We start from the raw sequence: 26,010 nt of genomic DNA, 5'->3' as shown, positions 1-26,010 counted from the left end.
CGCCGGGCCGCCCGCGGGGGCGGCGCCGGCCGTGCCGTCGGCGGCGACGGTGCCGGGGGCCGCGCGGGCGGCGTCCCGCCGCTCCAGGAGGCGGCGCAGCAGCGGGCGGACGGCCTCGCCCGCCAGCAGGGCCAGCAGCAGGTAGAGGAGCAGGGCGAGCCAGAGGTAGCCCGGCCAGGCGAGGATCCGCTCGACGGTGAAGGACAGCCCGGTCCGGCGGACGGTCTGGGAGGCGACGGTGGTGAGCGGCAGCAGGACGACCAGCACCGTGCCCAGGCGTCTGTACCAGGTGCCCGGCGCCGACACGTCGCGCACCAGCCGCCGCCACAGGTACCAGTGCGCGCCGGCCAGCAGGCCGACCATCAGCAGCGCGACGGCCGCGTAGACCACGATCATCCCCGTTTTCCCTCTCCCGCCCGGTTCACCGCCCGGTTCCTCCCCCGATTCTTCCCTGCGCCCGGACGGCGGCCGGCTCCGGGGTCCGCCGCCGCGCTCAGCCGCTCGTCCCGCGTCCGCGCAGCGCGCGCACGCCCCGCAGCCCGATGACGCCGATCACCGTCCCCAGCACGAGGGACGTGACGGCCAGCAGCAGGTGGATCCAGAAGTACGCGGTGGGGTCGCCGGCGTCGTCGAACGCCAGGCCCCCGCTGTCCTTCCACAGGTTCCTGAGGAAGTTGATCCAGATGAACCAGCTCCACACCCCGAAGGCGAGCAGGAACCACGAGACGGGACGAGACAGTTTCACACTCCCAGTATCTCCATCGGCCCAACGGAATCACCGGCAGGGGCGTCGGCGGATACCGCGATGGGCCCTTCGATAGCCCGTCCGCGCCGTTGTGCCGGTACGTTCGCTCCGTGTCCAAGAGCCACTCCGTCAACATCCGCGCGCGCCGTGTGCGCAGCGCCCGCGGCCCGAGGGCCGCCATCGCCGCACTGCTCGTCCCGTTCCTGCTCGCCGGCTCCCCGGCCGCGGCGCTCACGGTGTCCGAGAAACCCGGTGAGCCCAGACCACCCGCCGGGATGTCCACCGTGGGCGGTGAACTGCTCGGCCTGCCCGGGGTCCAGATACGTCCCAGGTCCGGTGCGGACGCCCCCGAACTGCCGGACTCGATCACCTCGCGGTCGTGGATCGTCGCGGACGCCGAGACCGGCGAGGTGCTGGCGGCGAAGAACGCGCACTGGCCGCTCGCCCCGGCCAGCACCCTCAAGATGCTGTTCGCCGACACCCTGCTCCCGAAGTTCGGCGAGGACGAGGTCCACCGGGTCACCCGCGAGGAGCTGGCGGGCGTCGGGCCCGGCAGCAGCATGGTCGGCATCAAGGAGGGCCTCACCTACACCGTCCGCGACCTGTGGCTGGGGGTGTTCCTCCGCTCCGGCAACGACGCGGTCCACGTGCTGTCCGCCATGAACGGCGGCATCGACAAGACCGTCCGGGAGATGAACGAGCACGCCCGTGTGCTGGGCGCGGACGACACCCGCGTCGTCAGCCCCGACGGGTACGACGCCGAGGGGCAGGTCTCCTCCGCCTACGACCTGACCCTGATAGCCCGCTCCGGGATGCAGAAGCCGAAGTTCCGCGAGTACGCGGCGACCGTCAGGGCCCAGTTCCCCGGCGAGGTGAAGAAGGGCAAGGACGGCAAGAAGAAGCGGGAGACCTTCGAGATCCAGAACACCAACCGGCTGCTGACCGGTGACGTGGGTCTGGAGCCCTACGACGGCATCGCGGGCGTCAAGAACGGCTACACCTCGAAGGCCGGCTCCACCTTCACCGGGGTCGCCCAGCGCGGCGACCGGGTGCTGCTGGTCACCGCCATGCACCCCGAGGAGAACGGGGTGCGCGTCTACAAGGAGACCGCGGAGCTCCTCGACTGGGGCTTCGACGCCGCCGGCAAGGTCGTTCCCGTGGGCGAGCTGGTTCCGCCGGACGGGGCGGGCAGCGGCGAGGGCAAGAACAGCGACGACAGGCCCGGCGATCCGGCCGACGCGGGCGCCCGGCCCGACGGCCACACCGCGGCGGGCGCGCAGCGGCCGTCGGGCGGCGCCGGTACGGCCCTGCTGGTCGTGGCGGCGGTCCTGGCCGTGCTCGGCGCGGGGGCCTGGGGCGTCCACCGCCGCTGGCCGCTGCCGGCCCTGCCGGGGAGGGGACGCGGCACCCCGGGAGGCTCCGTCCTCGGAAGCCGGGGGAAGCCGGACCGCCCCGGCGCTCCCGGAACCGCCGGAGAACCCGCCGGGGGACCTGCCGGAAAGAACGGCGGCGAGGCGGCGGACGGCCCGGACGGGAAGGCCTGACCCCGTTCGCCGGGGGCCCACGGGCCCCCGGCGCCCGTCGGAACACGCCGTCAGAGCGCGTCAGAGCAGGTCAGGGCACGTCGGGGCAGGCCGAGCGTGTCGGGGCGGGGTCAGAGCGAGGGGGCCGGGGGACGGGAGAAGGCCGGCTGCTGCGGCAGGGACAGGGACGAGGAGCCGAAGGCGAACTCGCGCTGGAGGCGCCACACGCAGTCGGCGCCCTGCTCGTACAGCGCGAACCCCGTCGCCGTCCAGGCCGCCTCGAAGTCGGCCAGCTCGGCGTACGCCCGGTCCATCGCCTCCTCGGCGATGCCGTGGGCGACCGTGACGTGCGGGTGGTAGGGGAACGGCAGGTCGCGCGCCAGCGGTCCGTCGGCCGCGCGGACGCGTTCCTGGAGCCGTCCGCAGGCCGCCGAACCCTCGACGACCTGCACGAAGACGACCGGCGACAGCGGGCGGAAGGTGCCCGTGCCCGACAGCCGCATCGGGAAGGACCGGCCCGCCGCGGCCACCTCGGCGAGGTGTTCCTCGATCTCGGGGCGGCGGGCGGCGTCCACCTCGGTGGGCGGCAGGAGGGTCACGTGGGTGGGGATGCCATGAGCCGCGGGATCGCCGAAGCCCGCGCGCCGCTCCTGGAGCAGGCTGCCGTAGGGCTCCGGGACCGCGATCGATACGCCGAGCGTGACGGTCCCCACGTGCTTCTCCTTCCTCTGCCTCGTCTGTCTGTCCCCCAGGGTCGGCGGTGTCCGGATCAGTGCTTGGCGGGCACGAAGCCCACCTTCTCGTAGGCCCGCGCCAGCGTCTCCGCGGCGACCGTGCGGGCCTTCTCCGCACCCTTGGCCAGAACAGAGTCCAACGTCTCCGGGTCCTCCAGGTATTCCCGGGTGCGCTCCTGGAAGGGGGCCACCCAGGCGGCGACGACCTCGGCGAGGTCCGTCTTGAGGGCACCGTAGCCCTTGCCCGCGTACTGCTGCTCCAGTTCGGGGATGCCGGTGCCGGTGAGAGCGGCGTAGATCACCAGCAGGTTGCTGACGCCCGGCTTCTCCTTCTCGTCGTAGCGGATCTCGGTGCCGGTGTCGGTCACCGCGCTCTTGATCTTCTTCGCGGACGTCCTGGGGTCGTCGAGCAGGCTGACCACGCCCTTGGGCGAGGCGGCCGACTTGCTCATCTTCGCCGTCGGGTCCTGGAGGTCGTAGATCTTGGCGGTGTCCTTCAGGATGTACGCCGAGGGCACGGTGAAGGTGTGGCCGTAGCGGCTGTTGAAGCGCTCGGCGAGGTCGCGGGTCAGCTCGATGTGCTGGCGCTGGTCCTCCCCGACCGGGACCTGGTCGGCCTGGTACAGGAGGATGTCCGCGACCTGGAGGATCGGGTAGGTGAACAGGCCGACCGACGTTCCCTCGGCGCCCTGCCGCGCGCTCTTGTCCTTGAACTGCGTCATCCGCGACGCCTCGCCGAAACCGGTGAGGCAGTTCATCACCCAGGCGAGCTGCGCGTGCTCGGGCACGTGGCTCTGGACGAACAGCGTGCAGCGTTCCGGGTCCAGGCCCGCGGCCAGGAGCTGGGCGGCGGCCAGCCTGGTGGCGTCGCGCAGGGCCTTCGGGTCCTGCGGGACGGTGATGGCGTGCAGGTCGACGACCGCGTAGAAGGCGTCGTGGGTCTCCTGCAGCTCCACCCACTGACGGACGGCACCGAGGTAGTTGCCGAGGTGGAAGGAGCCCGCGGTGGGCTGGATGCCTGAGAGAACACGGGGACGGTCAGTGGCCATGGCGCCATTCTCGCAGAGGTCCGCCGCACCGCTCACCGGAGTACCGGGCGCCGTTCACCGCGGGTACCGGGCGCCGTGCGCGCCCTCGGCGCTCCCCGGCGCGGAGCGGGACACGGCCGCCGGAGGGTTTCTTCGCGGAACGGGCGTACGACGATAGAGATAGGCATCACACGCGGCGACCGCCGCAGGATCGCCGGTGCACCCGTCCGTCTCCGCCCACCCGAACCGGAGCGTCCCATGGCCGCATCAACAGGATCACCGACACCGTCGGCAGGACCGTCCGCGGAGCTGATCGCCGCCGCCGACGCGCACAGCGCCCACAACTACCACCCCCTGCCGGTCGTCGTCACGGCGGCGGAGGGGGCCTGGATGACCGACGTCGAGGGCCGTCGCTACCTCGACATGCTCGCCGGGTACTCGGCGCTGAACTTCGGCCACGGCCATCCCCGGCTGGTCGAGGCCGCCCGGCGGCAGCTGGAGCGGCTCACGCTCACCTCCCGCGCCTTCTACCACGACCGCTTCGCGGCCTTCTGCACCGAGCTGGCCGACCTGTGCGGCATGGAGGCGGTGCTGCCGATGAACACCGGCGCCGAGGCGGTGGAGACGGCGGTCAAGACCGCCCGCAAGTGGGGCTACCGCGTCAAGGGGGTGCCGGACGGGCGGGCGAGGATCATCGTCGCCGAGAACAACTTCCACGGCCGCACCACCACCATCGTCAGCTTCTCCACCGACCCGGAGGCCCGCGCCGACTACGCGCCCTACACCCCGGGCTTCGAGACCGTCCCCTACGGCGACCTGGAGGCGCTCCGGGCGGCGCTCGACGCCGAACCGGAGAACACCGTCGCCGTGCTGCTGGAGCCGATCCAGGGCGAGGCGGGCGTGCTGGTGCCGCCGCCGGGCTACCTGGCGGGGGTGCGCGAGCTGACCCGCGAGCGGAACGTGCTGTTCGTCGCGGACGAGATCCAGTCGGGCCTGGGCCGCACCGGGAGGACCTTCGCGTGCGAGCACGAGGGCGTCGTCCCGGACGTGTACGTGCTGGGCAAGGCGCTCGGGGGCGGCATCGTGCCGGTCTCGGCGGTGGTCTCCTCGGCCGAGGTGCTGGGCGTCTTCCGGCCCGGCGAGCACGGTTCGACGTTCGGCGGCAACCCGCTGGCCTGCGCGGTGGCGCTGGAGGTCGTCGCGATGCTGCGGACCGGGGAGTTCCAGGAGCGGGCCGCGGAGCTGGGCGAGCACCTCCACCGCGAGCTGGGCCCGCTGGTGGGCGGCGGCGCGGTCGAGGCGGTGCGCGGACGGGGGCTGTGGGCGGGTGTGGACGTCGCCCCGTCCCTGGGCACGGGACGGCGCGTCTCCGAGCTGCTGATGGAGCGGGGCGTCCTGGTGAAGGACACCCACGGTTCGACGATCCGCATCGCCCCGCCGCTGGTGATCTCCAAGGAGGACCTGGACTGGGGTCTGGACCGGCTCCGCGAGGTCCTGGGCGTCTGAGGCGGGGCGTCCGGGCCTGGTCTCCGGGCTTCCGGGCGTCCGGGCGGGCCGTCCGCCGGGGCCCGCCCCGCTCAGGCCGCCGCCCGCCCCAGGGCGGCGGCCAGCGCCCGGCACAGGGCGTCCACGGCCGCGGCGAAGGCGTGCTCCGGCGGGGTGCCGTAGCCGACGACCAGCCCATCGGGGCCCGCGCCGGGGCTCTCCGGGTGCCGGAACCGGGCGAGGCCCTCCACGGCCACCCCCTCCCGCGCCGCCGCCCGCAGCGCCGCCTCCTCCGTACCCGGCGGCAGCTCCAGCACGACGTGCAGCCCGGCCGCGATGCCGGTGACCCGCACGGCGGGGACGCGCTCGGCGAGGGCGGCCACGAGCCGGTCGCGGCGGCGGCGGTAGCGCACCCGCATGGCGCGCAGGTGCCGGTCGTACGAGCCGGACTCGATGAAGTCGGCCAGGGCGAGCTGGTCCAGGGCGCCGCAGGTCTCCGCGGTCTCCCGCCGGGCGGCCAGCACCGCGTCCACCAGCGGCTCGGGCACCGCCATCCAGGCCAGCCGCAGCCCCGGCGCGAGGCTCTTGCTGGCGGTGCCGAGGTAGACCACCCGCTCGGGGGCGAGGTCCTGGAGCGCGCCGACGGACCGGCGGTCGTAGCGGAACTCCCCGTCGTAGTCGTCCTCCAGTACCAGGCCCCCGGTGGACCGCGCCCAGTCGGCCACGGCCGCCCGCCGGTCGGGGTGGAGGGGGACGCCGGTCGGGTACTGGTGGGCGGGGGTGAGGAGGACGGCCTTCGCCCCGGTGCCGGGGAGGGCGGTCACGTCGGCGCCCTTGTCGTCCACCGGCAGCGGGACCGTCCGCGCTCCGGCGCGGGCGAGCAGGTCGCGGTGGATCCACAGGCCGTGGGACTCCACGGCCACCGTCCCGCCGAGCAGTCCGCCCAGCAGCGTCAGGGCGCGGACGAAGCCCGCGCAGACCACGATCCGGTCCGGGTCGGCGCGCACCCCCCGCGCGCGGGCGAGGTAGCCGGCCAGCGCCCGGCGCAGTTCCGGGCGGCCGAGCGGGTCGTCGTAGTCGTAGCCGAAGGCGGCGGCGGGGGCGGCGGTCAGGGCGCGGCGGGTGGAGGCGAGCCAGGCGGACCGGGGGAAGGCGGAGACGTCCGGCCGCCCGGAGCGCAGGTCGTGGCGGGGGCGCTCCGGCGTGCGCGCGGGCGCTGCGGGCTTCCGCCGGACGGCCGCGAGCCGGCGCGTGGTGGGTTCGACGCGCTCGGCGACGCGGGTGCCGGAGCCCTGGCGGGCGGTGAGCCATCCCTCGGCGACGAGTTCGGCGTACGCGTCGGCCACGGTGTTGCGGGCGACGCCGAGGTCGGCGGCGAGCGACCGGGAGGAGGGCAGCCGGGTGCCGGGGGCGAGCCGGCCGCTGCGCACCGCCTCGCGCAGGGCGCGCGTCAGCGACGCCCGCAGCCCGCCCGGCCCGCCGAGGTCCAGATGGAGGTCGCTGCCCGAAGTGGCCCATGATTCCCGCACGGAAATGGACCATACCCGTGGGCCGTACCCGGCCTAGGGTCATGGGTATGACGACCACTCAGGAAGAACGCGGCACGCACGGCCCCCGTATGAACATCTGGAAGCTCGTGCCCGCCGTCTACCAGGGCATGTCCGCCTTCCAGGCCGCCGCGGCCAAGGAACTCGACCCGGTGATCGCCGAGTTGGTGAAGATCCGGGCCTCGCAGATCAACAAGTGCGCCTTCTGCCTGGACATGCACCTCACCGACGCCCGGAAGATGGGCGAGTCCCAGCTCCGGCTGGATCTGATCGCCGCCTGGGAGGAGTCCGCGGGCCTGTTCACCGAGAGGGAGCAGGCGGCGCTCGCCCTCACCGAGGCGATCACGCTGCTGACCGACGGCTTCGTGCCGGACGAGGTGTACCGGCGGGCCGCCGAGCACTTCGACGAGACCGAACTGGCCCACCTGATCGCCCAGATCATCGCCATCAACGCCTGGAACCGCTTCCAGGTGACCACCCGGGCGGTGCCCGCCTCGCTGAAGAACGGCGACGGCGAGTGACCGTGCCCGCCCCCGGCCCGGTGGAGGCGTTCCGCGCCCTCCACCGGGCCCCGGAGCCGCTGGTCCTGCCCAACGTGTGGGACGCGGTGAGCGCCCGCGCCTTCGCCGGCGCGGGCTTTCCCGCGCTCGCCACCTCCAGCAGCGCCGTCGCCGCCGCTCTCGGGTACGCCGACGGCGAGACCACCCCCGCGGACGAGATGTTCGCGGCCGTCGCCCGGATCGCGCGGTCGGTGGACGTGCCGGTGACGGCCGACGTCGAGCGGGGCTACGGGCTGGCGCCCGCGGAGATCGTCCGGCGGCTGCTGGAGGCCGGGGCGGCCGGCTGCAACCTGGAGGACTCCGACCCGGCCACGCGGGAGCCGGTCGGCCCGGAGCGCCAGGCGGAGTGGCTGGCCGAGGTGTGCGCCGAGGCGGACGGGAGGCTGCTGGTCAACGCCCGGATCGACACGTACCTGCGCGGCGCGCCCGACCCCCTGGCGGCGGCCGTCGAGCGGGGGCGCCTGTACGCGGCGGCCGGCGCCGGCTGCCTCTACCCCATCTGCGCGCCGCCGGAGCACCTGTCCGTGCTCGCCTCGGAGACCGGCCTGCCGGTGAACGCCCTGTGCGTCCCCGGCGGCCCCTCCCCCGCCGAGCTGGGCGCGCTGGGCGCCGCCCGCGTCACCTTCGGCGGCTCGCTCCACGCCCGCTCGGCCGCCGCCCTCGCGCGGACGGCGGCCGAGCTGCGCGCCGGCCGGGGATGCCTTTGAGCCAACCTGCCGACGGCCGCGCCGCAATCGCGGTGAGAGGTTGCGCGCGGCCCGGCGGTTGGTGACGATCTCTCGGGAGGCGCCGAGGACCCGGCCGACCGCCCCGCGGCGCCGCCCCTCCCCAGGACCCCGAAGGCGACGCGGCGCGGAGCCGGAAAGGACACGCCGGTGGCAGCGTCCCCCCTGCGCTTACCCGGCCGCCGCCGGGCCCGGTTCCGGGAGATGCAGCGCACCTGCGAGAGACGCCTCGCCGAGGCCGGCCTCCTCCCCGGGGCCGACGGCGCCACGGACGTCACGGGCGCCGCGGGCGTCACGGACATCGCGGCCGTCTGCGACCGGGTGGGCCGGCAGCGCGGGCGCACCATCCGCCTCGCCCCCATGGAGCTGGAGGAACCGCTGCTCCACGGCCTGTGGATCGCCCTGCCGGACACGGACGTCATCGTGTACCGGGCGAACACCAGCGGGCCCCACCAGGAGCACATCATCGCCCACGAGCTCTCCCACATCATCTGGGAGCACGACTTCGGCGCGCTCCCCGGGCCGGCCGTCTCCGCGGGGCTGTTCCCCGAAGCCGCGCCGGACCTCGTCCGCGGGGCCCTGAAGCGCTCCGCCTACGACGACCGGGCGGAGCAGGAGGCGGAGATGATGGCGTCGCTCATCCTGGCGCGCGCCCGCCGCGGGACCGCCCCGGACCCCGGGGACGCCACCGCCCTGGCTCCCGAGGACGCCACCGCCCTGGCCCGTGTGGAAAGGGTCGTCGGCCGCGGATGATCTACGACGTCCTGTCCCACGTGTGCGCCCTCACCGGGCTCGCCGCGTTCTGCTACCGGCTCCCCGAACTCCTGCGGCGCAGAACCGATCCGGCGCTGTGGGCCCTGGAGACCTACTTCCTGTGCTCCGGGCTCAGCTTCCTCGTCGACCTGAACTGGCTGCGCGACGACGTCTCCGGCCTGTTCGGCTACCCGAACCTGACCACGGTCATGACGCAGGCCGCGGTGGTCGTGCTGACGGCCGCCCAGCAGGTCGTACTGGTCCACTGGTCGCATCCGCCCGAGCGGGCGGCGGTCCTGGCGAGGCGGCGCGTGCGGGCGTTCTCCGTCGCGCTGGTGGTCCTGGTCGCCCTGTTCTTCGTCGTGGAGCCCTACCGGCAGACCGCGTCCGCCGAGGGCACCCTGCTGAGCAACATGCGGGACCGCGACTACGCGGGATACCTGCTCTTCTACATCACCGTCTGCGCGGTGGGGCAGGTCGGGGCCGTCCGGCTGTCCTACCGCTACGCGCGCATCGCCCACCGCACCTGGCTGCGCGCGGGCATGTGGACGGTCACCGCGGGCGCCTCGCTGATCCTGGTCTACTGCGGCATCCGCTACACCCAGACGGCCGGCACCCAGCTCGGCCACGACATGAGCGCCTGGGAGCCCGCGTACTGGCTGGCCGGAAGCGTCGGGGCGCTCCTCCAGGTGTTCGGCTGGACCGTGCCGTCCTGGGGTCCGGCCCTCTCCGCATGGCTGCGCGACTACCGCTCCTACCTGCGGCTGCGCCCCCTGTGGTGGGCCCTGTACGACGCGGTGCCGGTGATCGCGCTCGAACCGCCGCCGAGGAGGCCGCTGGACCGGCTCCCCCCGGCCGACCTCGACTACCGGCTCCACCGGCGCGTCATCGAGATCCGCGACGGGTACCACGCCCTGGGCCCGCACCTGGTCCGCGGCGCGGAGCGGGGCTCCCCCGCCGACGAGGCGCGCCTGCTGCGGTCCGCCCTCGACGCGCGGGCCGGGGCCCCGGCGGCTTCCCCGCCCGCCGCGTCCGCCGCGCCGCACCCGTCGGCCGCGCCGCCCGAACGCCCGGAAGTCCCCGGCGACTTCGCGGAGGAGGTCGCCTGGCTGTCCGAGGTGGCGCGGTCCTTCGCCCGGCTCCCCGCCGCACGGGGTGCCACGGGGAACGAGTGAGGGGCCCCGCCCGGCGACACCGCACCGCACAGGACCGCGCAGAAACACCCACCCTTGGCTTCGGCCAGGGCCGACTCCGCCAGGAAAGCGATGGAAGAACCCCGGACAGCCCATACGGCCGGCACGGCCCGCCCGTCCTCCCCGCCGGACGTCCGCGCCATGACGGCCGAACTCCTCGCGCTCGACCGGACGCTGGGCGCGCGCCGCGCGGCGCCCGTGGCGGTGCGGTCCGTGAGGGCGGTCGGGGCGGCCGGCGAGGACGTCGCCGCGGGCGCGGACCTCGCGGAGTTCTTCGAGGTCGCCGCGTGGATCCTGTTCGACGCCGAGCGGCACGGGCCGTCGTACCGCCTCAACCGGCGGGCGCTCGCCCTGGCGCGGCGCCTCCCCGAGGAGGAGCGCTCCATCGAGCTGCTGGTCCTGTCCGTGCTGAGCATGCAGCAGGCCCACCTCAAACGCCCCCTCGCCTCCCTGCGCACCTCCTCCGCCGTCCTGGCCCGGAGGGACCTGCCGCCTCGGGTGGCCGCGCTGTTCCACGTGCGCGAGGCGCGGGCGCACGCCCAGCTCGGCAGGAGGGCGGAGGCGCTGCGCTCCCTGGACGCCGCCCGGGAGATGTCCGCGGACGGCCCCTCGGACCGGGACCCCGCCTGGAGCTGGTGGTTCGACCGCGCCGAGCTGGACGGCCACCACGGGCTCGCCCTCGCCGACCTGGGGGACGCGGAGGGGGCCGCGGCCCTGCTCCACGCGGCCGTGTCGTCCGACGGCGGCCCCGCCTACCGCGCCCTGTTCGCCGCCGACCTCGGCCGTGTCCTGGCCCGCGCGGGCGCGTGGCGCGAGGCGGACGCCTGGCTGTCCGCCCTGGCCGGGAGCGCCCCCCGCATGGGGTCCGTACGGGCCCTGAACTCCCTGCGACAGGCGACCGCCGCCGTCGCGGCGGGCCGCCGCGTGCCCCGCGGGCTCCGCGGCACCGCCCGAGACCTGGCCGAGCTGCTCGCGCGGGAACTCCCCCGCGAGCGGCCCGGTGAAGGACATGTCCACCACCTGCCCACCGAACCCCCGGAGTCCCGATGACGCCGCACACGTCCCGCCGCACCCGCCGCACCCGCCTCGCCGTCCTGCTGGCCGCCCTCGTCTGCGCGGCGGGCGCGTCCACCGCCTTCACGACGGCGCTCCAGGAGCGGGACGACAGACCCGCCGCCCGCGCCGAGGCGTCCCGGCCGGGCGCGTCCGCCCACACCAGGCCGTACGTGCGCACCCAGCTCTTCTTCGGCACCGGCCGCCACAACGGCGAGCCCCCGATCACCGAGGAGCAGTTCATGGACTTCCTGGACGAGTACGTCACCCCGCGCTTCCCCGACGGCCTGACCCTCCAGGAGGGCTACGGCCAGTGGCGCGACAGGACCGGTTCCATCAACGGCGAACGCTCCTACGAGCTGATCCTGCTCTACCCCAGGGAGACGGCGGAGGCCCGCGACGCCGACATCGAGTACCTCCGCGACCGGTACACCGAGATGTACGGCCTGGAGTCCGTCGGCAGGGTCGACGAGCAGGTGCGGGCCGACTTCTGAGGCCGCGCCCCGGCCGGTGTCCCGCCCCGCCGGACCGCTCCCGCGGGGGCGGTCCGGCCCCGGCCGGACCACGCGCCGGCCGCCCGCGCGGACCGCCGCGCGGACGGTCAGGCTCCGCGGACCGCCGTGATGTGGTCCATGTGCTCCTCGCCCCAGTCGCCGAGCGGCAGCAGCGCCTTGTTGAGGGAGGACCCCGCCTCCGTCAGGGAGTACTCGACCCTCGGCGGGACCTCCCGGTAGACCTCGCGGTGGACGATGCCGTCCGCCTCCAGCTCCCTCAGCTGCTGGATCAGCATCTTCTCGCTGATGCCCCGCAGCGACCGCCTCAGTTCGCCGAACCGCCGCGCCCCGTCGTGCAGCTCCCACAGGATGAGCGGCTTCCACTTGCCGCCGACGACGGCCACGGCGGCGTCCAGACCGCAGCTGAAGGGTCCTCGCTTCGCACCCATGTCCCGCTCACTCCCTTGTCCGGCCCATTGCTTACCTTTTGGTGAGTACCGCACTTCATAGTAGGTACTTGTCGTCCGGTCAGGAAGAAACGAGGATCGTTGGTGCGCGGCGCGAACGAATCCTGACGAACCGACCGAGGCGGGAGTACACGATGAGCACTGTCCCTGTGGACGGCGACCGGACACCGGTGACGGTGATCGGCCTGGGGAGGATGGGGTCCGCGCTGGCCGGGGCGTTCCTGGCCGCCGGGCACCCGGTCACCGTGTGGAACCGATCGCCGGAGAAGGCCGGGCCGCTGGTGGAGCGGGGCGCCGTCCGGGCCGCCACGCCCGCCGAGGCGGTGGCGGCGAGCCCGCTGGTGGTGGTGTGCGTCCTGGACTACGCCGCCGTCCACCACCTCCTCGCCCCCGCGGGCGCCGCCCTGGCGGGGCGGACGGTGGTCAACCTCACCAACGGCACCCCGATGCAGGCCGGGGAGGCCGCCGGGCTGGTGGCCGGGCACGGCGCCGAGTACCTCGACGGCGGGATCATGGCCGTCCCCCCGCTCATCGGCACCCCCCGCTCCCTGATCCTCTACAGCGGCTCGCCCGAGGCCTTCGCCCGCCACCGGACGACGCTGGAGGTACTGGGCACCGCCACCCACCTCGGCTCCGACCCGGGCCTGGCGCCGCTGCACGACCTGGCGCTCCTCACCGGCATGTACGGGATGTTCTCCGGCCTCCTCCACGCCACCGCCCTGGTCCGCGCGGCGGGCGTCGGGGCGCGGGACTTCGCGCCGATGCTCTCCTCCTGGATCAAGACCATGGCGGACGCCGCACTGCCGCGGATCGCCGAGTACGCGGACACCGGGGAGCACGGGGGCCCGGCCGGCTCCCCGCTCGCCATGCAGGCGGCGGCCTTCGCCAACTTCCTGGACACCGGCGAGGAACTGGGCGTCCGCCCGGACCTGATCCTCCCCCTGATGAGGCTCGTGGAACGCCGGGTCGCCGACGGCCACGGCGACGAGGACATCCACGGCGTCCTCGACCTGCTCACCACCGACCCTAAGGAGAACTCGGCACCGTGAACGCCCACGCGAACCGGAAGGCCGTCTTCATCGACGCCTGGGGGCTGCGCGCTCCCCCTCTGGCTCGGTGCCGTCATGGCCCTCGCCGGTCTGGCCACTCTCCTGCCCGACCTGATCCGCCGCTCCTCCCCCGCCGTCGCGCCCGCCCCCCGTCCACGCCACCGGGCGGACGGAACGGGTCTGAACCGCCGTGTTCGGCCCGCGTCCGGGCGGGAAGGGGTTCCTCCCGCCCGGACGACCACGCCCGGACGACCACGCCCGGGCGGGTTCCGTGGTCCAAGCGGGCGGATCAGCGCTCGGACGACTCCAGACGTCCCAGCCAGGCGTCGAGGTGCGGGCAGACGGCGCGCAGCGCGTCGAGGCCGAGGAGCTCGATCGCGTCGGGGCCGTCCACGACCTTGTGGTATCCGGGGTATGCCTTCAGGATCCGTTTCGACGGTGCCGTCCGGGGTCCGTCGTTGACGAGTTCGGGGCCGCCCGCGGCCTTGATCTGCTTCTCCAGTGTGTCCGCCAACCTCGGCGACTCGACCAGCTCCGCGAGTTCCCGGGCCGCGGCCAGCACCCACGCCTCCGTCTCGTGCAGGACCAGGAAGGGGAGGAACCGGGTGTCTCCGATGGATTCCGCCATGGCCTTCTCCACGTGCGCCACCCGGGCGTACGCGTCACCCGCGGGGAGGCCGGAGCATCCGGGGGTGTCGGAGGGCAGCCCGTAGAAGTCGAGCATGGTGGTCACCGTGTCGACCGCCGAGTTCCGCAGCAGCGCCCGGATGTCGTACTCGATCCTCGACCACCTGCTCACCCCTCCGCGATTGTGCGGTTGTCCCGCCGCCCGGCGCGTCTTGAGCACCACCGGGGTGAGCCACACACCCCGTTCGCTCAGTTCCGGCTGGAGGACCCTCATGACGACGTTCTCCTCCGTCTGGCCCTCCACCAGTACGCAGACCTGCCGCATCCCGGTCACCCCCGCCGCTTCCGCTCGGGCCTGGGGCGTCCGCCCAGGAGGTTCTTCAGCCAGAGGTCTCCCAGCGAGTAGTCGTCGAGCCAGGCCGCCAGCTCCTCCGGGTCCGGCCGTCTGAGTTCCGTCGCACCGTCGACCCGCTCGGCGACGACGAGTTCGTCCAGTCCGAACTCGTCGAGCAGGGTGACGGACTGGGTGGCCACGAGGATCTGGCTGCGCGTCGCGGCCGAGCGGAGCGACTCCGCCAGGACTCTGATCGCGGACGGGTGCAGGCCCAGTTCGGGCTCGTCCAGGACCAGCAGCGCCGGTGGGTTCGGCTGGAGGAGGAGCACGGTCAGGCACACGAACCGCAGCGTGCCGTCGGAGAGCGCCTCCGCCGGGAAGACGGTGTCGGAACCGATCTGCTTCCACCTCAGACGCACTCGCCCACCGGTGTCCTCGGCGAGCGTGAAGTCGCGGAAGAACGGCGCGACGGAGCGGATCGTGCGCACGATCTTCCGGTACTCCCCCGAGTGCTCCTCCCTCAGCCTCAGCAGGAAGGGCGCGAGGTTGCCCGCGTCAGGGTGCAGGGTTTCCGAATCGGATGCGTAACCCGCCTGCTTCACGGGGGCGTTGGGGGTCGTGTCGTGGAAGTGGTAGACCCGGCAGCCGCGCAGTATCGAGAGCGTGTGCCGGGCGACGCCGCCGGCCTCGCGCGGTCCCTCCCCGGCCACCTCGGAAAGCCGCGACTCGCGGTTCCCCCGGCCGATGATCCGGTTCCACGGCTGCTCGTACAGGGCGGTGTCGTGGAACTCCACGACTTCGCGTTCGAAGACCAGCTCTCCTTGTGCGGCGGGCACCAGGACCGCTTCATAGGCGTTGTCCAGGTTCCCCTCGCCCGCTTCCACCCGCAGTCTGATGCGCGCGGCGGGTCCTTTCGCACCGTCGTGGAGCATGGCCTCCGCTCCACCGCGCAGCCCGACCTCCATCCGCAGGTCCCCGTCGGCGATGCGCCCGAGCAGTTCCACCGCCTCGATGAAGTTGCTCTTGCCCGCGCCGTTGGGACCGACGAGGACGGTGATCGGGCCCAGGGCCAGTTCGACTTCCCTGATCGACTTGTAGCCGCTGACGGTGACGCTCTTGACCCTGCGTGCCATGTGGTCAATCTATCGGCGCACGCCGCCCGGGCGCGGGCGGTCGTCAGCCGGTGCGGTGGGCGGCCTGGAGGAGCAGGACCAGGGCGAGGGTGGAGGCGGCGACCAGCAGAGTGGTCCAGGCGCACGACTCCAGGCGCCGGCGGGGCCGTTCGTGGGACATCACTCCCGCCCCTCCTTCCGCAGCGGGCAGGCGAGCGGGGGCGCGTCCTCGGCCCGGCCGGCGAGGCGGTGGGCGTGGACGGTGACGGCCGCCGTCTCGTACCGCCAGCCGCCGGGGGCGCCGGCCGCCGCCCGGACCCGGGCCGGATCGTGGTAGGCCAGTGGGGACAGGCAGCCGCGCATGCCGCGCAGCAGCGCGGGCACGTCCCGCCCGACCAGCACCCCGTAGGCCACCCTCGGCACCAGGGGATCGTGGTGCCGGACGGTCCAGCACAGCCGGTACCAGCCCCCTTCGTCCTTCCGCGGCGGTTCGGGGTGCGGCAGGGGCGCCGGGTGGCAGGTGCAGGCGCACGCCAGGTGGTGCACCCCGGGCACGCCGCTGTCGTACGGCTCGGCGTCGGCGCAGTCCGCGTGGAGGCCGATGACGCAGGGCGCGGACCGGTACTCCGGCCGGCTCACCACCGGGCACCTCCCGCCGTCGCGGGGCGGGCGTGGATGTTGCGGGTGTCCAGGTCCAGCCCCACCGTGGCCAGCCACAGCACCCGGCGGCGGCGCCGCCGTACGGCCCGCTCGTGCGCGGTCCAGTACGGCCGCACCAGCGCTGTCTCCTCCCCGCGCAGCGGCCGGGTCTGCTCGCTGCTGTACGGCGACCGCCGCGCGGGACTGCGGACGGCCGGGGAACCCTGGACGGCGGCCGGCACGGGCCGGGCGGCGCACGGCCGGCACACGGACCTCCTCCGGTGCCGTCCTGTGGCCGGAAACAGCCGGGTGAGCAGGCGGATCAGGACGGAGCCGCGTGTCCGGCCCCGGGCGGACGCGATAAGGTCGCGCACGTCATCAACTCCTTGGAAGTTGGTGGCCACGCCCCCGGACCGGTTGCAGCGGTCGCGGGGGTTCTCTGTGCCGAGCCTAGAAGACCTGTATACCCCTGTCTACTCATAGCTATAGGCGTGAGCTTCTATGTCCAGGTGTGTGCCGGTACGTACCTTCGGCAGGTGACCGATTTCGAGTTCGACCCGACCCGTCCGAAGTGGGAGCAGATCGCCGACGTGGTCCGGGAGCGCATCCGCAGCGGCGATTACCCGCCCCGTCACCTGATCTCCGAAGTGCGGCTCGAAGCGGAATTCGGGGACGCACGGGTCACGGTCAGGAAGGCGACGGCGGCCCTGCGCGAGGAGGGCCTGATCACCACAAGGCCGGGCATGGGCTCGTTCGTCGCCGGCGGGGAGTGAGAGGGGCAGGCGGAAGAGGAGAAGCCGACGGGCGTCGGCGCGCGTCCCGGGCCCGCGGCCGGACGGTCCGATCCCCAAGGGGCCGGAGTGCCGGCGGGTGTCAGGCCTTCTGGAGGAACCGCCACGTGGACTGGCGGATCCAGGCGTCCACCGCTTCGCGGAGGGCGGGATTGACCGCGAGTCGCTCCTCATGCCTCGGCCACGCCTCCCGCACCCGGCGGACGGTGTCCACGGCCACGTCGGAGAGGCGCCCGTCCGACACACCGAACCTCCGGTCCAGTGCCGACTCGAGCCGGTCGAACGTGGCGGGACGGACCGTCTCGAAACGCTTGCTCCCTCCGAACTTCAAACCCATGTCCTCGGGCTCGTCGGCCGGAGCGTACGGAACGGTGGAGACCAGGTCGTAGACCGGAGCCAGAGAGGGGACACGTCGGTCGCGGTAGATCAGCGACCAGTTCTTCAGGTGGGCGTCCCCGTTCCCGATGGTGACCGAGAAAGCGATGCGCCGCACGGTCTCCCGCAGCGATTCCAGATCGTGCCCGCGATAGGAGACGGCGGCCACGGTCTCGAAGGTCGACTGGTACTTGTCCTGTGGGTATTTGTCCCTCACCTGCGCGAAGTCCTCGATGTGGACCATGGCCCGGGTTCCGTCCGCGCACCGGTCGAAGCGCCGTACGGCGTAGGCCCACACCTCGTCGTTCGGCCACATCCGGTCGGGCAGGCCGTCGAGCTCGTCGCGGTGCAGCAGTCGCACGTCGGGTACGTCCAGGCCCACATCCCCGGCCAAGGACATCATGGTGAACTCGTTGCGGGGCACGTCCGGATGCCGGTAGTCGGGGAACTTCACCAGCCAGTCGCCGTACTCGCCTGCCGCGGGTACGGTGAGCCGGTCGCCGCGGGCCAGCATCGAGAACTTCAGGGCGACGCCGGCCAGGGAGAAGCGCCACGGCGAATCGGAGGGGAATCCGTGGGATCCCCCCGGCCGCATGCCCGACTCCAGGCCTTCAGGCCATTCCCAGCCGTCGTCCGGTCCTTCGGCGGGCAACACCTGAACGGCCCCCGGCAGGTCGTGCCCGACCTGCGCGAGGAGTTCCATCTCCCGGTCCAGCGAGACTCCCCGGTCGTCGGCGATCCATTCGCGCAGCGGGCCTTCCGGCAGGAGGTTGGAGAACCATCGGGGAAGGCGCAGAGCCGATGCGTACGGGGCGCGCAGATTCTCTTCGAACCGAAGACCGAGAACAGGCCGTGAGGGGTCCTCCAGGCATGAGTCGTTCATGACGAAACGGGTGTGGTCGCCCCTCTGGCAGAGCGTTCCGATCCGGCGTCCGTGCAGGAGAACGGCGTAGTACTTCTCCTTGAGGGCGTTCATCCCCGGTGTTTCCCTGTTCTGTGTGAGCGGTGTGCCGGATCAGAGCGAGTGGTCGTCACCGCCCTCCAGCTCGTCGAGGTTGTCGAAGTCGAGCGTCTCCAGCGACGGTGTGTCCTCGTAGTCCCATTCCGCCATGCGATCGAGGAAGTCCGACAGTTGCCCCGCGATCAGCTCCTGCCTGATGTGCAGGAAGCCCTCGCGATCGCCGTCGGCCAGGAGCCCGGTCGCCTCGCGGTTCATGACGTGCGAGGCGAGGACGGCGTCCCAGGTCCGGTCGTCGAGGTCGATGGGCTGGCGCATCAGCATCACCGGGATCTCCGACACCGGATCGGTGGCCGTGGGAAGGAAGATCCGGTTGCCCGCGTACAGCTGCTGCTGAGCGGTCAGCCCCCGCGGAAAGATCACGTGTGCCGCCGTGGCCGCCGTCTTCTGGTCTCCGAGCAGTGTCGAGAGGTCCTGGGCGTCGTACGGCTCGCCCGTCATGAGGGAACGCGGGCGCAGCGACCACCACGCGCTGAGGATTATCTTCGCCGCCGCCTCGTTGGTGCGGAACCGCTCGACGGTCGGGAGGGAGCGGGGAGCCTCGGCCATGGTGTCCATCAGGCCCCTGACCGAACCGTGCTCGTCCCCCTTGCGGATCCGGGCACACAGCACTCGGCTGACCTGCGTGAAACTCCCCTTGAACACGGCCGGGCCCGACACCGCCACCCTCCAGTACAGGCGCCGCAGCAGGCGCAGTGTGTTGGCCTCGGGCGCGGGGAAGTGCGCGAAGAAGCGGGTCAGTACGACGAGGAGTGCCCGGTAGGCGAGCAGGGAGAGATGCGGGACGCCGGCCTCGTTCTGCAGGAAGGAGATCGCACGGACAAGCGCCTCCTCGCCCTCGGCGTACGCGGTGTCCTGGTCCTCGTTCTCGAACTCCGGCGCCGTCCGGCGGCCGGCGGACGTGAACTCGTTGCGGATGTCCCGGGCGGGGTCCGGCCCTCGCCGGGCCAGGATGGAAGCGAGGATGGTGTCCGTGTCTATGGTGCCGAACCCGGTCCGCGACGCCAGCCTGTCCGCGATGCGGGACAGGTTCAGACGCTCTTCCGCACCGTCCTCCGGCCCCGCGTACAGGGCGGAGAAGATCTCGGCGCGGTTGAGCCGCTTCCCGTAGTTGTTCATCCGGTCGAAGATGTCGGTCAGGACGTCGAGGTCGTCCTGCCGGACGAGGTAGGCGGGCACCTTGTACTGCCGGAGCGCCGTCGCGACCCGGTCCGCCTCGTCGAAGAGGTGCAGAACGGCCTCGCCCTCGGTGCGGAACCAGGCGAGGAGCCTCTTCAGGTCGAAGAGGATGGGCAGGGCGACGTGCTGCGGCTCGCGCGTCTTCGGCTGCGAGATGAACTTCCGCTCCGCGAGGTCGTAGTAGACGGCGAACGGGTCGTGCAGGTGCCCCTCGGGATGGAGGGCGTTGGCGAGGCTGGTGATGCGCTGCTGGCCGTCGACCACCCAGAACGCCTCCTCGTAGGCCGGGGCGTCGATCCGGAGGGAGCCGAGCGTGAAGGAGCGCTCGGGTGTGCGGCGGACCCAGAGGAGCAGGTTCCCGATCGGGTAGCCCTTGACGATGCTGTCGAACAGCCTCAGCACGTCCTTGGTCGTCCAGCGGAAATCACGCTGGAAGTGGGGGACGTGCACCTTTCCGCTCCAGGCCTGTGCAACGAGATCGCCCAGTTCGTACGTCGTCGCGCTGGGCTGGGTCTCCAGGCCTGCGGTTCCCATGGTCATCGTCCCTCCCGGTCGAGCACTGCGGCCAATTCTGTCGGTTCGCCGGAGACAGGCAATCCCATTCCGGCCCCCGGTTCCCTCCACCGGGCCGGCCGGGAACACCGCGGGCCCGGAACGCGTGCGCGTTCCGGGCCCGCGGACTCACGGCGTGGGCCGGGTCACTTCGGGAGCCACTTCTCCCAGGTGTCCCTGTTCTCCTCCACCCACTTCGCCGCCGCGGCCTCCGACGACATGCCGTCGCCGGCGATCCACTTGGCGACCTGGTTCTGCTGCTCGGTAGACCAGCGGAACCTCTTGATGAACTCCGCGGCGTCGCCGCCCTTCTCGGCGAAGTCGGCGTTGAGGTACTTCTGCAGCGGCAGTTCGGGATAGGCGCAGGCGACCTTCTCCGGGTCGGCGTCGCAGCCCTCGGTGTACTCGGGCAGCTCGACCTCGACCATCTCGACCTCGGCGTTCAGCCACTGCGGCGTCCACCAGTACGTCAGGAACGGCTTCTTCTCCTTGACGTACTTCCTGATCTGGGTGATCTGGGCGGCCTCGCTGCCCGCGTAGACGGTCTTCAGGTCCAGGCCGAGGTTCTCGATGATCGCGTCGTCGTGGGTGGTGTACGAGGGCGAGCCCTCCAGGATCTGGCCCTTGCCGTCGCTCTCGGTGGTCCTCAGCTCGTCGGCGTACTTGTTCAGGTTCTTCCAGTGGGTGACGTCGGGGTGCTCGTCGGCGAAGTACTTCGGGACGAACCAGCCGATGTGGCCGACCACGCCGAGGTCGCCGCCGGGGACGACGGTCTTCTTCTCCTCGACGTAGAGCTCCTCCTTCTTGGAGACGCCGCCCCAGTCCTCCAGGAGGGCGTCGACCTTGCCGCTGCCGAGGGCGTCCCAGGCGACCGGCTCGTCCATCTGGATGATCTTGACCCTGGTGTCGAGCTCCTTCTCCAGGACGTGCTTGGCGACGGCGGCGTTGGCCTCGGCGCCCACCCAGGAGGGGACGGCGATGGTGACGATGCCGTCGCTCGCGGAGATGTTGGTGTCGGCGGCTCCGCAGGCGCCGAGGAGCGCCGTGGCGAGGGCGCTCGCCCCGGCGGCCAGGGTGGTGCGGACGTGTCTGGTGTTCATGTCGGGTGTCCTTCCGCGGTGTCGTCCGTGGTGCCGGTTCCGGCGGGGACCGGGGTCCCCGCCGGGGCCCGTCACCGGCCGCCGGGCCGCCGGGCCGCGGCGGGCTGCGTGATCCGGTCCAGGACGACGCCGAGGCAGACGATGGCCGCGCCGGCGGTGAGGCCGACGCCGAGTTCGCTCTTCTGGAGGCCGTAGACGACGTCGTAGCCGAGCGCGCCGCCGCCCACCAGGCCGCCGATGACGACGATGGCCAGGACGAGGACGAGGCCCTGGTTGACGGCCAGGAGCAGGGCGGGCCGGGCCAGCGGGAGCTGGACCTGCCACAGCTGCTGGAGCGGGGAGGCGCCCATGGAGCGGGCCGCCTCCAGGGCGCCGGGGTCGATCTGCCGGACGCCCTGGACGGTGATGCGGACGACGGCGGGCAGCGCGTAGACGACGGCCGCGATGATGGCCGCGGTGCGGCTGGCGTTGAACAGCGCCACCACCGGGATCAGGTAGATGAACTGCGGCATCGTCTGCATCACGTCGAGCACCGGGCGGATCGCCCGCTCCACCCGGGCCGCGCGGGCGGCCAGGACGCCGATGGCGAAGCCCGGCGGGAGGGTGAGGGCCAGCGCGGCGAGCACCTGGGAGAGGGTGTCGAGCGAGCCGGACCACAGCCCCATCACGCCGACCGCCGCCAGCGCGGCGGTGGCGGTCAGGGCGGTGCGCCAGGTGCCGGCCGCCAGCGCGAGGGCCGCGACGGCCAGGAGCAGCAGCCACCAGGGAGTGCCCTGGAGCCCGTCGCGCAGCGGGTTGAGGACCCAGCGGGCGAAGTTCTCGGACCAGGCGATGGTGCCGCCGACGACGGGGATGCCCGAGCCGAGGTGCTCGGTGACCCAGGTGACGGCGGTGTTGACGGGGACGGACACGCTGACGGTCCAGCTCCCCGGCCAGTCCCTGCCGACGGCGGCGCCGGCCGCCGCGGCGGCGGCGACCGCGGCGAGGGCGCCGGCCCGGACGGACCAGGCGCGTCCCCGGCCCGCGGGGCCGGACGGGGACGTGTCGTCCAGCCGTGCTCCGGCGGCGGCGGTCGTGCGGTCCAGCCAGACCGCGATCAGCACGATGGCGACGCCGGGGGCGAGCGCCTGGCCGACGTCCACCCTGGACAGGGCCGTGAAGACCTCGTCGCCCAGGCCGCCCGCGCCGATCACCGAGGCGAGGACGGTCATCGACAGGCACATCATGATCGTCTGGTTGAGGCCCAGCAGCATCTGCCTGCGGGCCAGGGGCAGCCGGGCCGTCCACAGCCGCTGCCAGGGGTTCGCGCCCAGCGAGGTGGACGCCTCCAGCACGGCCGGGTCGGCCTCGCGCAGGCCGAGCGAGGTGAGCCGGGCCATGGGCGGGGCCGCGTAGATGACGGTGGCGATCAGGGCCGAGGGGGCGCCGATGCCGAAGAGGAGGACGAACGGCAGCAGGTAGGCGAACGCCGGCATCACCTGCATGGTGTCGAACACCGGGCGCAGCAGCTTCTCGCAGCGGTCGGAGACGCCGGCGAGCAGGCCGAGGAGGGCGCCGAGGACGGCGGAGGCGGCGACCGCGACGACCATCAGCGCCAGGGTGTCCATGGCGGGCTCCCACATGCCCAGCAGGCCGATCGCCGCGAAGGCGCCCAGGGCGGTGGCGGCGGTGCGCAGGGCGCGACGGCCGAGGTCCGCGCCGCCCGCGTACCAGGCGGCGGTCACGGCGGCGGCGGTCACGCCCAGCCAGCCGAGCCCGTCGAGGAAGGCGAACACGCCGTCGACGGCGTACTGGGTGTTGTTGCTGATGTGCAGCAGGAAGTAGAGGAACAGCCAGTGGGATTCGCGGTTGTCGACGATCCAGCCGTTCAGCGCGTCCAGCGGCGCCCGCACGTCGTAGGTCAGGGCGGTGGGCCAGCTTCCGCTGCCCCACAGGGTGGCGGCCGCGGGGACCGCGACGGCGGCGAGGAGGGCGAGGACGAGGAGTTTCCGCCCGGTGGTCCGTCCGCCGACGCGGTCGGCGAGGCGGCGCGGGGCGCCCGGCGGCGCCGGGGGTTTCTTCCGCCGGCCCGCCTCGGCGGACGCGGCCCGTTCCTCCGGGGTGTCCGGGGACTCCGGGGTGTCCGGGGTGCCCGGGGACTTCGGGGTCGTGGAGGGGGTGGGCGCGACGGCCGTCATCCGGCCACCACCTCCCGGCCGCCGGTGCCGGCCCCTCCGGCATCGGGGTCCAGTCCGGCGACGACGGCCAGCAGCCGGGCGTGGTCGACGACGCCGAGGAGGCGGCCGTCCCGTACGACGCGGGCGTGTCCGCCGCTGCGCGCCACGGCCTCGATGGCGTCGGCGACGACGGTGCCGGGGGCGAGGGCGACCCCGGTGTCGGCCTCGCCGGCCAGCGCCGGGCGCATGGCGCGGCGGACGGTGACGACCTGTTCGCGGGGCACGTCGCGGACGAAGTCGCGGACGTAGTCGTCGGCCGGTTCGGCGACGATCTCCTCGGGGGTGCCGAGCTGGACGATCTCGCCGTCGCGCATCAGCGCGATGCGGTCGCCGACGCGCAGCGCCTCGGTCAGGTCGTGGGTGATGAAGACCATCGTGCGGCCCTCCTCGCGGTGGAGGCGGATGACCTCCTCCTGCATGTCGCGGCGGATCAGCGGGTCCAGGGCGCTGAACGGCTCGTCGAACAGCAGCACTTCGGGGTCGACGGCGAGGGCGCGGGCCAGGCCGACGCGCTGCTGCTGGCCGCCGGAGAGCTGGCCGGGGCGGCGGCCGGCGAGTCCGGCGAGGCCGACCTTCTCGATCATCTCGGCGGCGCGGGCGCGGCGTTCGGCCTTCCCCACGCCCTGGATCTCCAGCCCGTAGGCGACGTTGTCGAGCACACTGCGGTGGGGCAGCAGCCCGAAGTGCTGGAAGACCATGGCGGCGCGGCGGCGGCGCAGTTCGCGCAGCCGGCCCCGGTCCATGGCGAGGACGTCCTCGCCGTCGATGCGGAGGGTGCCGCTGGTGGGTTCGACGAGCCGGGTCAGGCAGCGCACGAGGGTGGACTTGCCGGAGCCGGACAGGCCCATGACGACGAACACCTCGCCGCGGGCGACGTCGAAGGAGACGTCGCGGACGGCGGCGGTGCAGCCGGTCCGCTCGCGGACCTCGGCGGCGGACAGCCCGGTCAGGGACTCGTCGCCGGGGACGCGGTCGGCCCCGGGGCCGAAGACCTTCCACAGGCCGCGGACGGAGAACACCCGGCCGGTGGTCGTCCCGGTGGTCGTTCCGGTGGTCGTCTCGGTGGTCGTCGCGGCGGTCATGCGGCACCTCCCGGTGTCGTGGCGGGGGCTTCGGATTCCGGTGCGGCCCCGGGCTCCGGCCGGTCGTCGCGGAGCAGGTCGGCGGCCTTCTCCCCGACCATGAGCACGCCGATCATGGGGTTGACGGCGGTGATGGTGGGGAACACCGACGCGTCGGCGATGCGGACGCCGTCCAGGCCGCGGATGCGCAGGCTCGGGTCGACGACGGCCAGTTCGTCGTCGGCCGCGCCCATCCGGCAGGTGCCGGCGGGGTGGTAGACGGTGTGCGCGACCTTGCGGGCGTACTCGCTCAGTTCCTCGTCGGAGGTGATGTCCGGCCCCGGGCAGACCTCGCGCTTGAGCCAGGACGCCAGCGGCTCGGTCGCGGCGATCTCCCGGGCGATGCGGATGCCGTCGACGAGGGTGCGGGCGTCGTAGTCCTCCTCGTCGGTGAAGTACCGGAAGTCCAGGGCCGGTTTGACGGACGGGTCGGCGCTGGTGAGGTAGAGCCGGCCGCGGCTGCGGGGCTTGGGGATGTTGGGGGTCATCGACACGCCGTGGGCGGGCTTCTCGTACCCCAGCCGCTCGGGGTTGTCGGTGAAGGGGATCTGGTAGAAGTGGAACATCAGGTCCGGGCCGGGCGAGTTCGGGTCCCGCCGGACGAACAGGCCCGCGTCGGAGTCCATCGCCGAGTTCTCGGGTATCGGCCCGTCGGTCTCCCAGACGATGACGGACTCGGGGTGGTCGAGCAGGTTCTCGCCGACGCCCGGCAGGTCGTGGACGACGGGGATGCCCAGCGCCTCCAGGTCGCCGGCCGGTCCGACGCCGGAGAGCAGCAGCAGTCTGGGGGTGTCCACGGCGCCCGCGCACAGCACCACCTCGCGGCCGGCGCGGATCAGCGTCTCCTCCCCGTCCGCGGTGCGGACGTGGACGCCGGTGACGCGGCGGCCGTCGTCGCCGCCGAACTCCAGGCGGTACGCCCAGGTCTCCAGCCACAGGTGGAGGTTGGGGCGGTCGCCGGCCTCCATGTGGGGGTGGAGGTAGGCGACGGACGCCGAGGAGCGCTTGTTGGTCTCCGGGTGGTAGGCGAGGTCGAAGAAGCCGACGCCCTCGTGGAACGGTTTGGCGTTGAAGCCCTCCACGCGCGGCACGCCGAGCGCGGCCTGGGCGGCGTCGACGAAGTCGCGGGCGATGGCGTTCCGGTCCTTCTCGTCGACGGGGACGATGTTGTTGCGCAGCCGGTGGTAGTAGGGCTCCATCGCGATGGCGTTCCAGCCCTTGGCGCCGGCGGCCTCCCACTCCTCCCAGTCCGACGGCAGCGGCTTGAAGGAGATCAGGGTGTTGTGCGAGGAGCAGCCGCCGAGCACGCGGGCGCGGCTGTGCCGGATGTGGGAGTTGCCGCGCGGCTGCTCGGTGGTGGGGTAGTCGTAGTCGAGGTCGCCGCCGAGCAGGCCGAGCCAGCGGCGCAGGGTCAGCACGTCCTCCCGGTCGATGTCGGAGGGGCCGCCCTCGATGACGGCGACGGTGGTGTCGGGGTCCTCGGCGAGCCGGGAGGCGATCACCGATCCGGCCGTACCGCCGCCGATCACGACGTAGTCGTAGGTGTGGGCATGGCTGGTCATGGGTGTTGCTCCAGTAGGGGGTGCGGAC

General features: G+C 73.2%; 25 protein-coding genes and 1 pseudogene. 10 read left to right on the top strand and 16 right to left on the bottom strand.

Annotation, left to right across the window (positions count from 1 at the left end; all coding sequences use genetic code 11):
* Both ABD358_RS24990 and ABD358_RS24985 read right to left on the bottom strand, forming a co-directional pair.
* Positions 1-396: pseudogene (locus ABD358_RS24990) on the bottom strand (metallophosphoesterase); the annotation flags it as partial.
* Between the two features lie 97 nt (positions 397-493).
* Positions 494-745, bottom strand: a complete 252-nt coding sequence (locus tag ABD358_RS24985) for an SCO4848 family membrane protein (RefSeq protein ID WP_344633400.1) — start codon at positions 743-745, stop codon at positions 494-496.
* A gap of 134 nt (positions 746-879) precedes the next feature.
* On the opposite strand from ABD358_RS24985, the gene ABD358_RS24980 reads away from it, so the two are divergent.
* Positions 880-2,289 (top strand): D-alanyl-D-alanine carboxypeptidase family protein, encoded by a 1,410-nt coding sequence (locus ABD358_RS24980; protein WP_425576415.1) that lies wholly within the window; start codon positions 880-882, stop codon positions 2,287-2,289.
* A gap of 110 nt (positions 2,290-2,399) precedes the next feature.
* On the opposite strand, the gene ABD358_RS24975 is transcribed toward ABD358_RS24980, so the two are convergent.
* Positions 2,400-2,981 carry a 2'-5' RNA ligase family protein gene (locus ABD358_RS24975; RefSeq protein WP_344633399.1) on the bottom strand — a complete coding sequence of 194 codons (582 nt, stop codon included), beginning with the start codon at positions 2,979-2,981 and terminating at the stop codon, positions 2,400-2,402.
* Between the two features lie 56 nt (positions 2,982-3,037).
* Complete coding sequence (trpS, locus tag ABD358_RS24970; RefSeq protein WP_344633398.1) at positions 3,038-4,051, bottom strand: tryptophan--tRNA ligase; 1,014 nt, start codon at positions 4,049-4,051, stop codon at positions 3,038-3,040.
* Between the two features lie 237 nt (positions 4,052-4,288).
* On the opposite strand from trpS, the gene rocD reads away from it, so the two are divergent.
* Positions 4,289-5,536, top strand: coding sequence for an ornithine--oxo-acid transaminase (rocD, locus tag ABD358_RS24965; RefSeq protein WP_344633397.1), 1,248 nt, complete (start codon positions 4,289-4,291; stop codon positions 5,534-5,536).
* A 71-nt stretch (positions 5,537-5,607) separates the two neighbouring features.
* Here rocD and pdxR read toward each other — a convergent pair whose 3' ends face one another.
* Complete coding sequence (gene pdxR, locus ABD358_RS24960) at positions 5,608-7,044, bottom strand: MocR-like pyridoxine biosynthesis transcription factor PdxR (protein WP_344633396.1); 1,437 nt, start codon at positions 7,042-7,044, stop codon at positions 5,608-5,610.
* A gap of 47 nt (positions 7,045-7,091) precedes the next feature.
* Between pdxR and ABD358_RS24955 the strand changes: the two genes are divergently transcribed.
* The 6 genes from ABD358_RS24955 (at position 7,092) to ABD358_RS24930 (ending at position 11,840) form a co-directional block, all read left to right on the top strand.
* Entirely contained in the window at positions 7,092-7,583 is a 492-nt protein-coding gene (locus ABD358_RS24955) for a carboxymuconolactone decarboxylase family protein (protein ID WP_425576412.1), read from the top strand.
* Positions 7,584-7,585: 2 nt separating this feature from the next.
* The gene (locus tag ABD358_RS24950) at positions 7,586-8,329 is read left to right on the top strand and encodes an isocitrate lyase/PEP mutase family protein (RefSeq protein WP_425576414.1); all 744 of its coding nucleotides are present in this window, start codon (positions 7,586-7,588) and stop codon (positions 8,327-8,329) included.
* 168 nt (positions 8,330-8,497) lie between these two features.
* On the top strand, positions 8,498-9,100 hold the full coding sequence (locus tag ABD358_RS24945) for a toxin (protein WP_344633393.1): 603 nt from the start codon (positions 8,498-8,500) through the stop codon (positions 9,098-9,100).
* Entirely contained in the window at positions 9,097-10,275 is a 1,179-nt protein-coding gene (locus ABD358_RS24940) for an MAB_1171c family putative transporter (RefSeq protein WP_344633392.1), read from the top strand. Before ABD358_RS24945 ends, ABD358_RS24940 begins: the two co-directional genes overlap by 4 nt.
* 54 nt (positions 10,276-10,329) lie before the next feature.
* Positions 10,330-11,343, top strand: coding sequence for an NsdA family TPR-like regulatory protein (locus tag ABD358_RS24935; protein WP_486388656.1), 1,014 nt, complete (start codon positions 10,330-10,332; stop codon positions 11,341-11,343).
* Positions 11,340-11,840 (top strand): DUF3574 domain-containing protein, encoded by a 501-nt coding sequence (locus ABD358_RS24930; protein WP_344633390.1) that lies wholly within the window; start codon positions 11,340-11,342, stop codon positions 11,838-11,840. The genes ABD358_RS24935 and ABD358_RS24930 overlap by 4 nt, the downstream gene beginning before the upstream one ends.
* Before the next feature lie 107 nt (positions 11,841-11,947).
* Here ABD358_RS24930 and ABD358_RS24925 read toward each other — a convergent pair whose 3' ends face one another.
* On the bottom strand, positions 11,948-12,289 hold the full coding sequence (locus tag ABD358_RS24925) for a winged helix-turn-helix transcriptional regulator (RefSeq protein WP_344633389.1): 342 nt from the start codon (positions 12,287-12,289) through the stop codon (positions 11,948-11,950).
* A gap of 152 nt (positions 12,290-12,441) precedes the next feature.
* Between ABD358_RS24925 and ABD358_RS24920 the strand changes: the two genes are divergently transcribed.
* Positions 12,442-13,356 (top strand): NAD(P)-dependent oxidoreductase, encoded by a 915-nt coding sequence (locus ABD358_RS24920; protein ID WP_344633388.1) that lies wholly within the window; start codon positions 12,442-12,444, stop codon positions 13,354-13,356.
* Positions 13,357-13,645: 289 nt separating this feature from the next.
* On the opposite strand, the gene ABD358_RS24915 is transcribed toward ABD358_RS24920, so the two are convergent.
* The 4 genes from ABD358_RS24915 to ABD358_RS24900 all read right to left on the bottom strand — a co-directional run bounded on the left by ABD358_RS24915 (position 13,646) and on the right by ABD358_RS24900 (position 16,337).
* A complete protein-coding gene (locus tag ABD358_RS24915; RefSeq protein ID WP_344633387.1) occupies positions 13,646-14,308 on the bottom strand; it encodes a DUF4276 family protein in 663 nt (220 codons plus the stop codon).
* Positions 14,309-14,313: 5 nt separating this feature from the next.
* Positions 14,314-15,450, bottom strand: coding sequence for an AAA family ATPase (locus ABD358_RS24910; RefSeq protein ID WP_344633386.1), 1,137 nt, complete (start codon positions 15,448-15,450; stop codon positions 14,314-14,316).
* 159 nt (positions 15,451-15,609) lie between these two features.
* On the bottom strand, positions 15,610-16,068 hold the full coding sequence (locus ABD358_RS24905; RefSeq protein ID WP_344633385.1) for a hypothetical protein: 459 nt from the start codon (positions 16,066-16,068) through the stop codon (positions 15,610-15,612).
* The gene (locus tag ABD358_RS24900) at positions 16,065-16,337 is read right to left on the bottom strand and encodes a hypothetical protein (protein WP_344633384.1); all 273 of its coding nucleotides are present in this window, start codon (positions 16,335-16,337) and stop codon (positions 16,065-16,067) included. Before ABD358_RS24900 ends, ABD358_RS24905 begins: the two co-directional genes overlap by 4 nt.
* A 267-nt stretch (positions 16,338-16,604) precedes the next feature.
* Between ABD358_RS24900 and ABD358_RS24895 the strand changes: the two genes are divergently transcribed.
* Positions 16,605-16,841, top strand: a complete 237-nt coding sequence (locus tag ABD358_RS24895) for a GntR family transcriptional regulator (protein WP_344633383.1) — start codon at positions 16,605-16,607, stop codon at positions 16,839-16,841.
* 100 nt (positions 16,842-16,941) lie between these two features.
* On the opposite strand, the gene ABD358_RS24890 is transcribed toward ABD358_RS24895, so the two are convergent.
* From ABD358_RS24890 to ABD358_RS24865, 6 genes are all read right to left on the bottom strand, one after another.
* A complete protein-coding gene (locus ABD358_RS24890; RefSeq protein ID WP_344633382.1) occupies positions 16,942-18,210 on the bottom strand; it encodes a type II toxin-antitoxin system HipA family toxin in 1,269 nt (422 codons plus the stop codon).
* A gap of 39 nt (positions 18,211-18,249) precedes the next feature.
* Positions 18,250-19,965: a DUF262 domain-containing protein gene (locus ABD358_RS24885; RefSeq protein WP_344633381.1), complete on the bottom strand. Its 1,716-nt coding sequence runs from the start codon at positions 19,963-19,965 to the stop codon at positions 18,250-18,252.
* A 164-nt stretch (positions 19,966-20,129) separates the two neighbouring features.
* The gene (locus ABD358_RS24880) at positions 20,130-21,083 is read right to left on the bottom strand and encodes an ABC transporter substrate-binding protein (protein WP_344633380.1); all 954 of its coding nucleotides are present in this window, start codon (positions 21,081-21,083) and stop codon (positions 20,130-20,132) included.
* Positions 21,084-21,154: 71 nt separating this feature from the next.
* Positions 21,155-23,260, bottom strand: a complete 2,106-nt coding sequence (locus ABD358_RS24875) for an ABC transporter permease subunit (protein WP_344633379.1) — start codon at positions 23,258-23,260, stop codon at positions 21,155-21,157.
* Positions 23,257-24,381, bottom strand: coding sequence for a quaternary amine ABC transporter ATP-binding protein (locus tag ABD358_RS24870; protein ID WP_344633378.1), 1,125 nt, complete (start codon positions 24,379-24,381; stop codon positions 23,257-23,259). Before ABD358_RS24870 ends, ABD358_RS24875 begins: the two co-directional genes overlap by 4 nt.
* Positions 24,378-25,982 (bottom strand): GMC family oxidoreductase, encoded by a 1,605-nt coding sequence (locus ABD358_RS24865; protein ID WP_344633377.1) that lies wholly within the window; start codon positions 25,980-25,982, stop codon positions 24,378-24,380. The genes ABD358_RS24870 and ABD358_RS24865 overlap by 4 nt, the downstream gene beginning before the upstream one ends.
* Positions 25,983-26,010 lie beyond the last annotated feature (28 nt).

Origin of the sequence: Streptomyces glaucosporus, from assembly GCF_039533345.1 — a bacterium.
Lineage (GTDB): Bacteria > Actinomycetota > Actinomycetes > Streptomycetales > Streptomycetaceae > Streptomyces > Streptomyces glaucosporus.
This window is presented reverse-complemented; position numbering and strand designations above follow the sequence as displayed.

Bases quoted from the DNA above. Each gene is read 5' to 3' on its own strand.
- ABD358_RS24885 (WP_344633381.1), bottom strand. From the start codon at position 19,965: ATGGGAACCGCAGGCCTGGAGACCCAGCCCAGCGCGACGACGTACGAA.
- ABD358_RS24865 (WP_344633377.1), bottom strand. From the start codon at position 25,982: ATGACCAGCCATGCCCACACCTACGACTACGTCGTGATCGGCGGCGGT.
- ABD358_RS24930 (WP_344633390.1), top strand. From the start codon at position 11,340: ATGACGCCGCACACGTCCCGCCGCACCCGCCGCACCCGCCTCGCCGTC.
- ABD358_RS24875 (WP_344633379.1), bottom strand. From the start codon at position 23,260: ATGACGGCCGTCGCGCCCACCCCCTCCACGACCCCGAAGTCCCCGGGC.
- ABD358_RS24955 (WP_425576412.1), top strand. From the start codon at position 7,092: ATGACGACCACTCAGGAAGAACGCGGCACGCACGGCCCCCGTATGAAC.
- ABD358_RS24910 (WP_344633386.1), bottom strand. From the start codon at position 15,450: ATGGCACGCAGGGTCAAGAGCGTCACCGTCAGCGGCTACAAGTCGATC.
- ABD358_RS24925 (WP_344633389.1), bottom strand. From the start codon at position 12,289: ATGGGTGCGAAGCGAGGACCCTTCAGCTGCGGTCTGGACGCCGCCGTG.
- ABD358_RS24880 (WP_344633380.1), bottom strand. From the start codon at position 21,083: ATGAACACCAGACACGTCCGCACCACCCTGGCCGCCGGGGCGAGCGCC.
- rocD (WP_344633397.1), top strand. From the start codon at position 4,289: ATGGCCGCATCAACAGGATCACCGACACCGTCGGCAGGACCGTCCGCG.
- ABD358_RS24940 (WP_344633392.1), top strand. From the start codon at position 9,097: ATGATCTACGACGTCCTGTCCCACGTGTGCGCCCTCACCGGGCTCGCC.
- ABD358_RS24915 (WP_344633387.1), bottom strand. From the start codon at position 14,308: ATGCGGCAGGTCTGCGTACTGGTGGAGGGCCAGACGGAGGAGAACGTC.
- ABD358_RS24890 (WP_344633382.1), bottom strand. From the start codon at position 18,210: ATGAACGCCCTCAAGGAGAAGTACTACGCCGTTCTCCTGCACGGACGC.
- trpS (WP_344633398.1), bottom strand. From the start codon at position 4,051: ATGGCCACTGACCGTCCCCGTGTTCTCTCAGGCATCCAGCCCACCGCG.
- ABD358_RS24870 (WP_344633378.1), bottom strand. From the start codon at position 24,381: ATGACCGCCGCGACGACCACCGAGACGACCACCGGAACGACCACCGGG.
- ABD358_RS24920 (WP_344633388.1), top strand. From the start codon at position 12,442: ATGAGCACTGTCCCTGTGGACGGCGACCGGACACCGGTGACGGTGATC.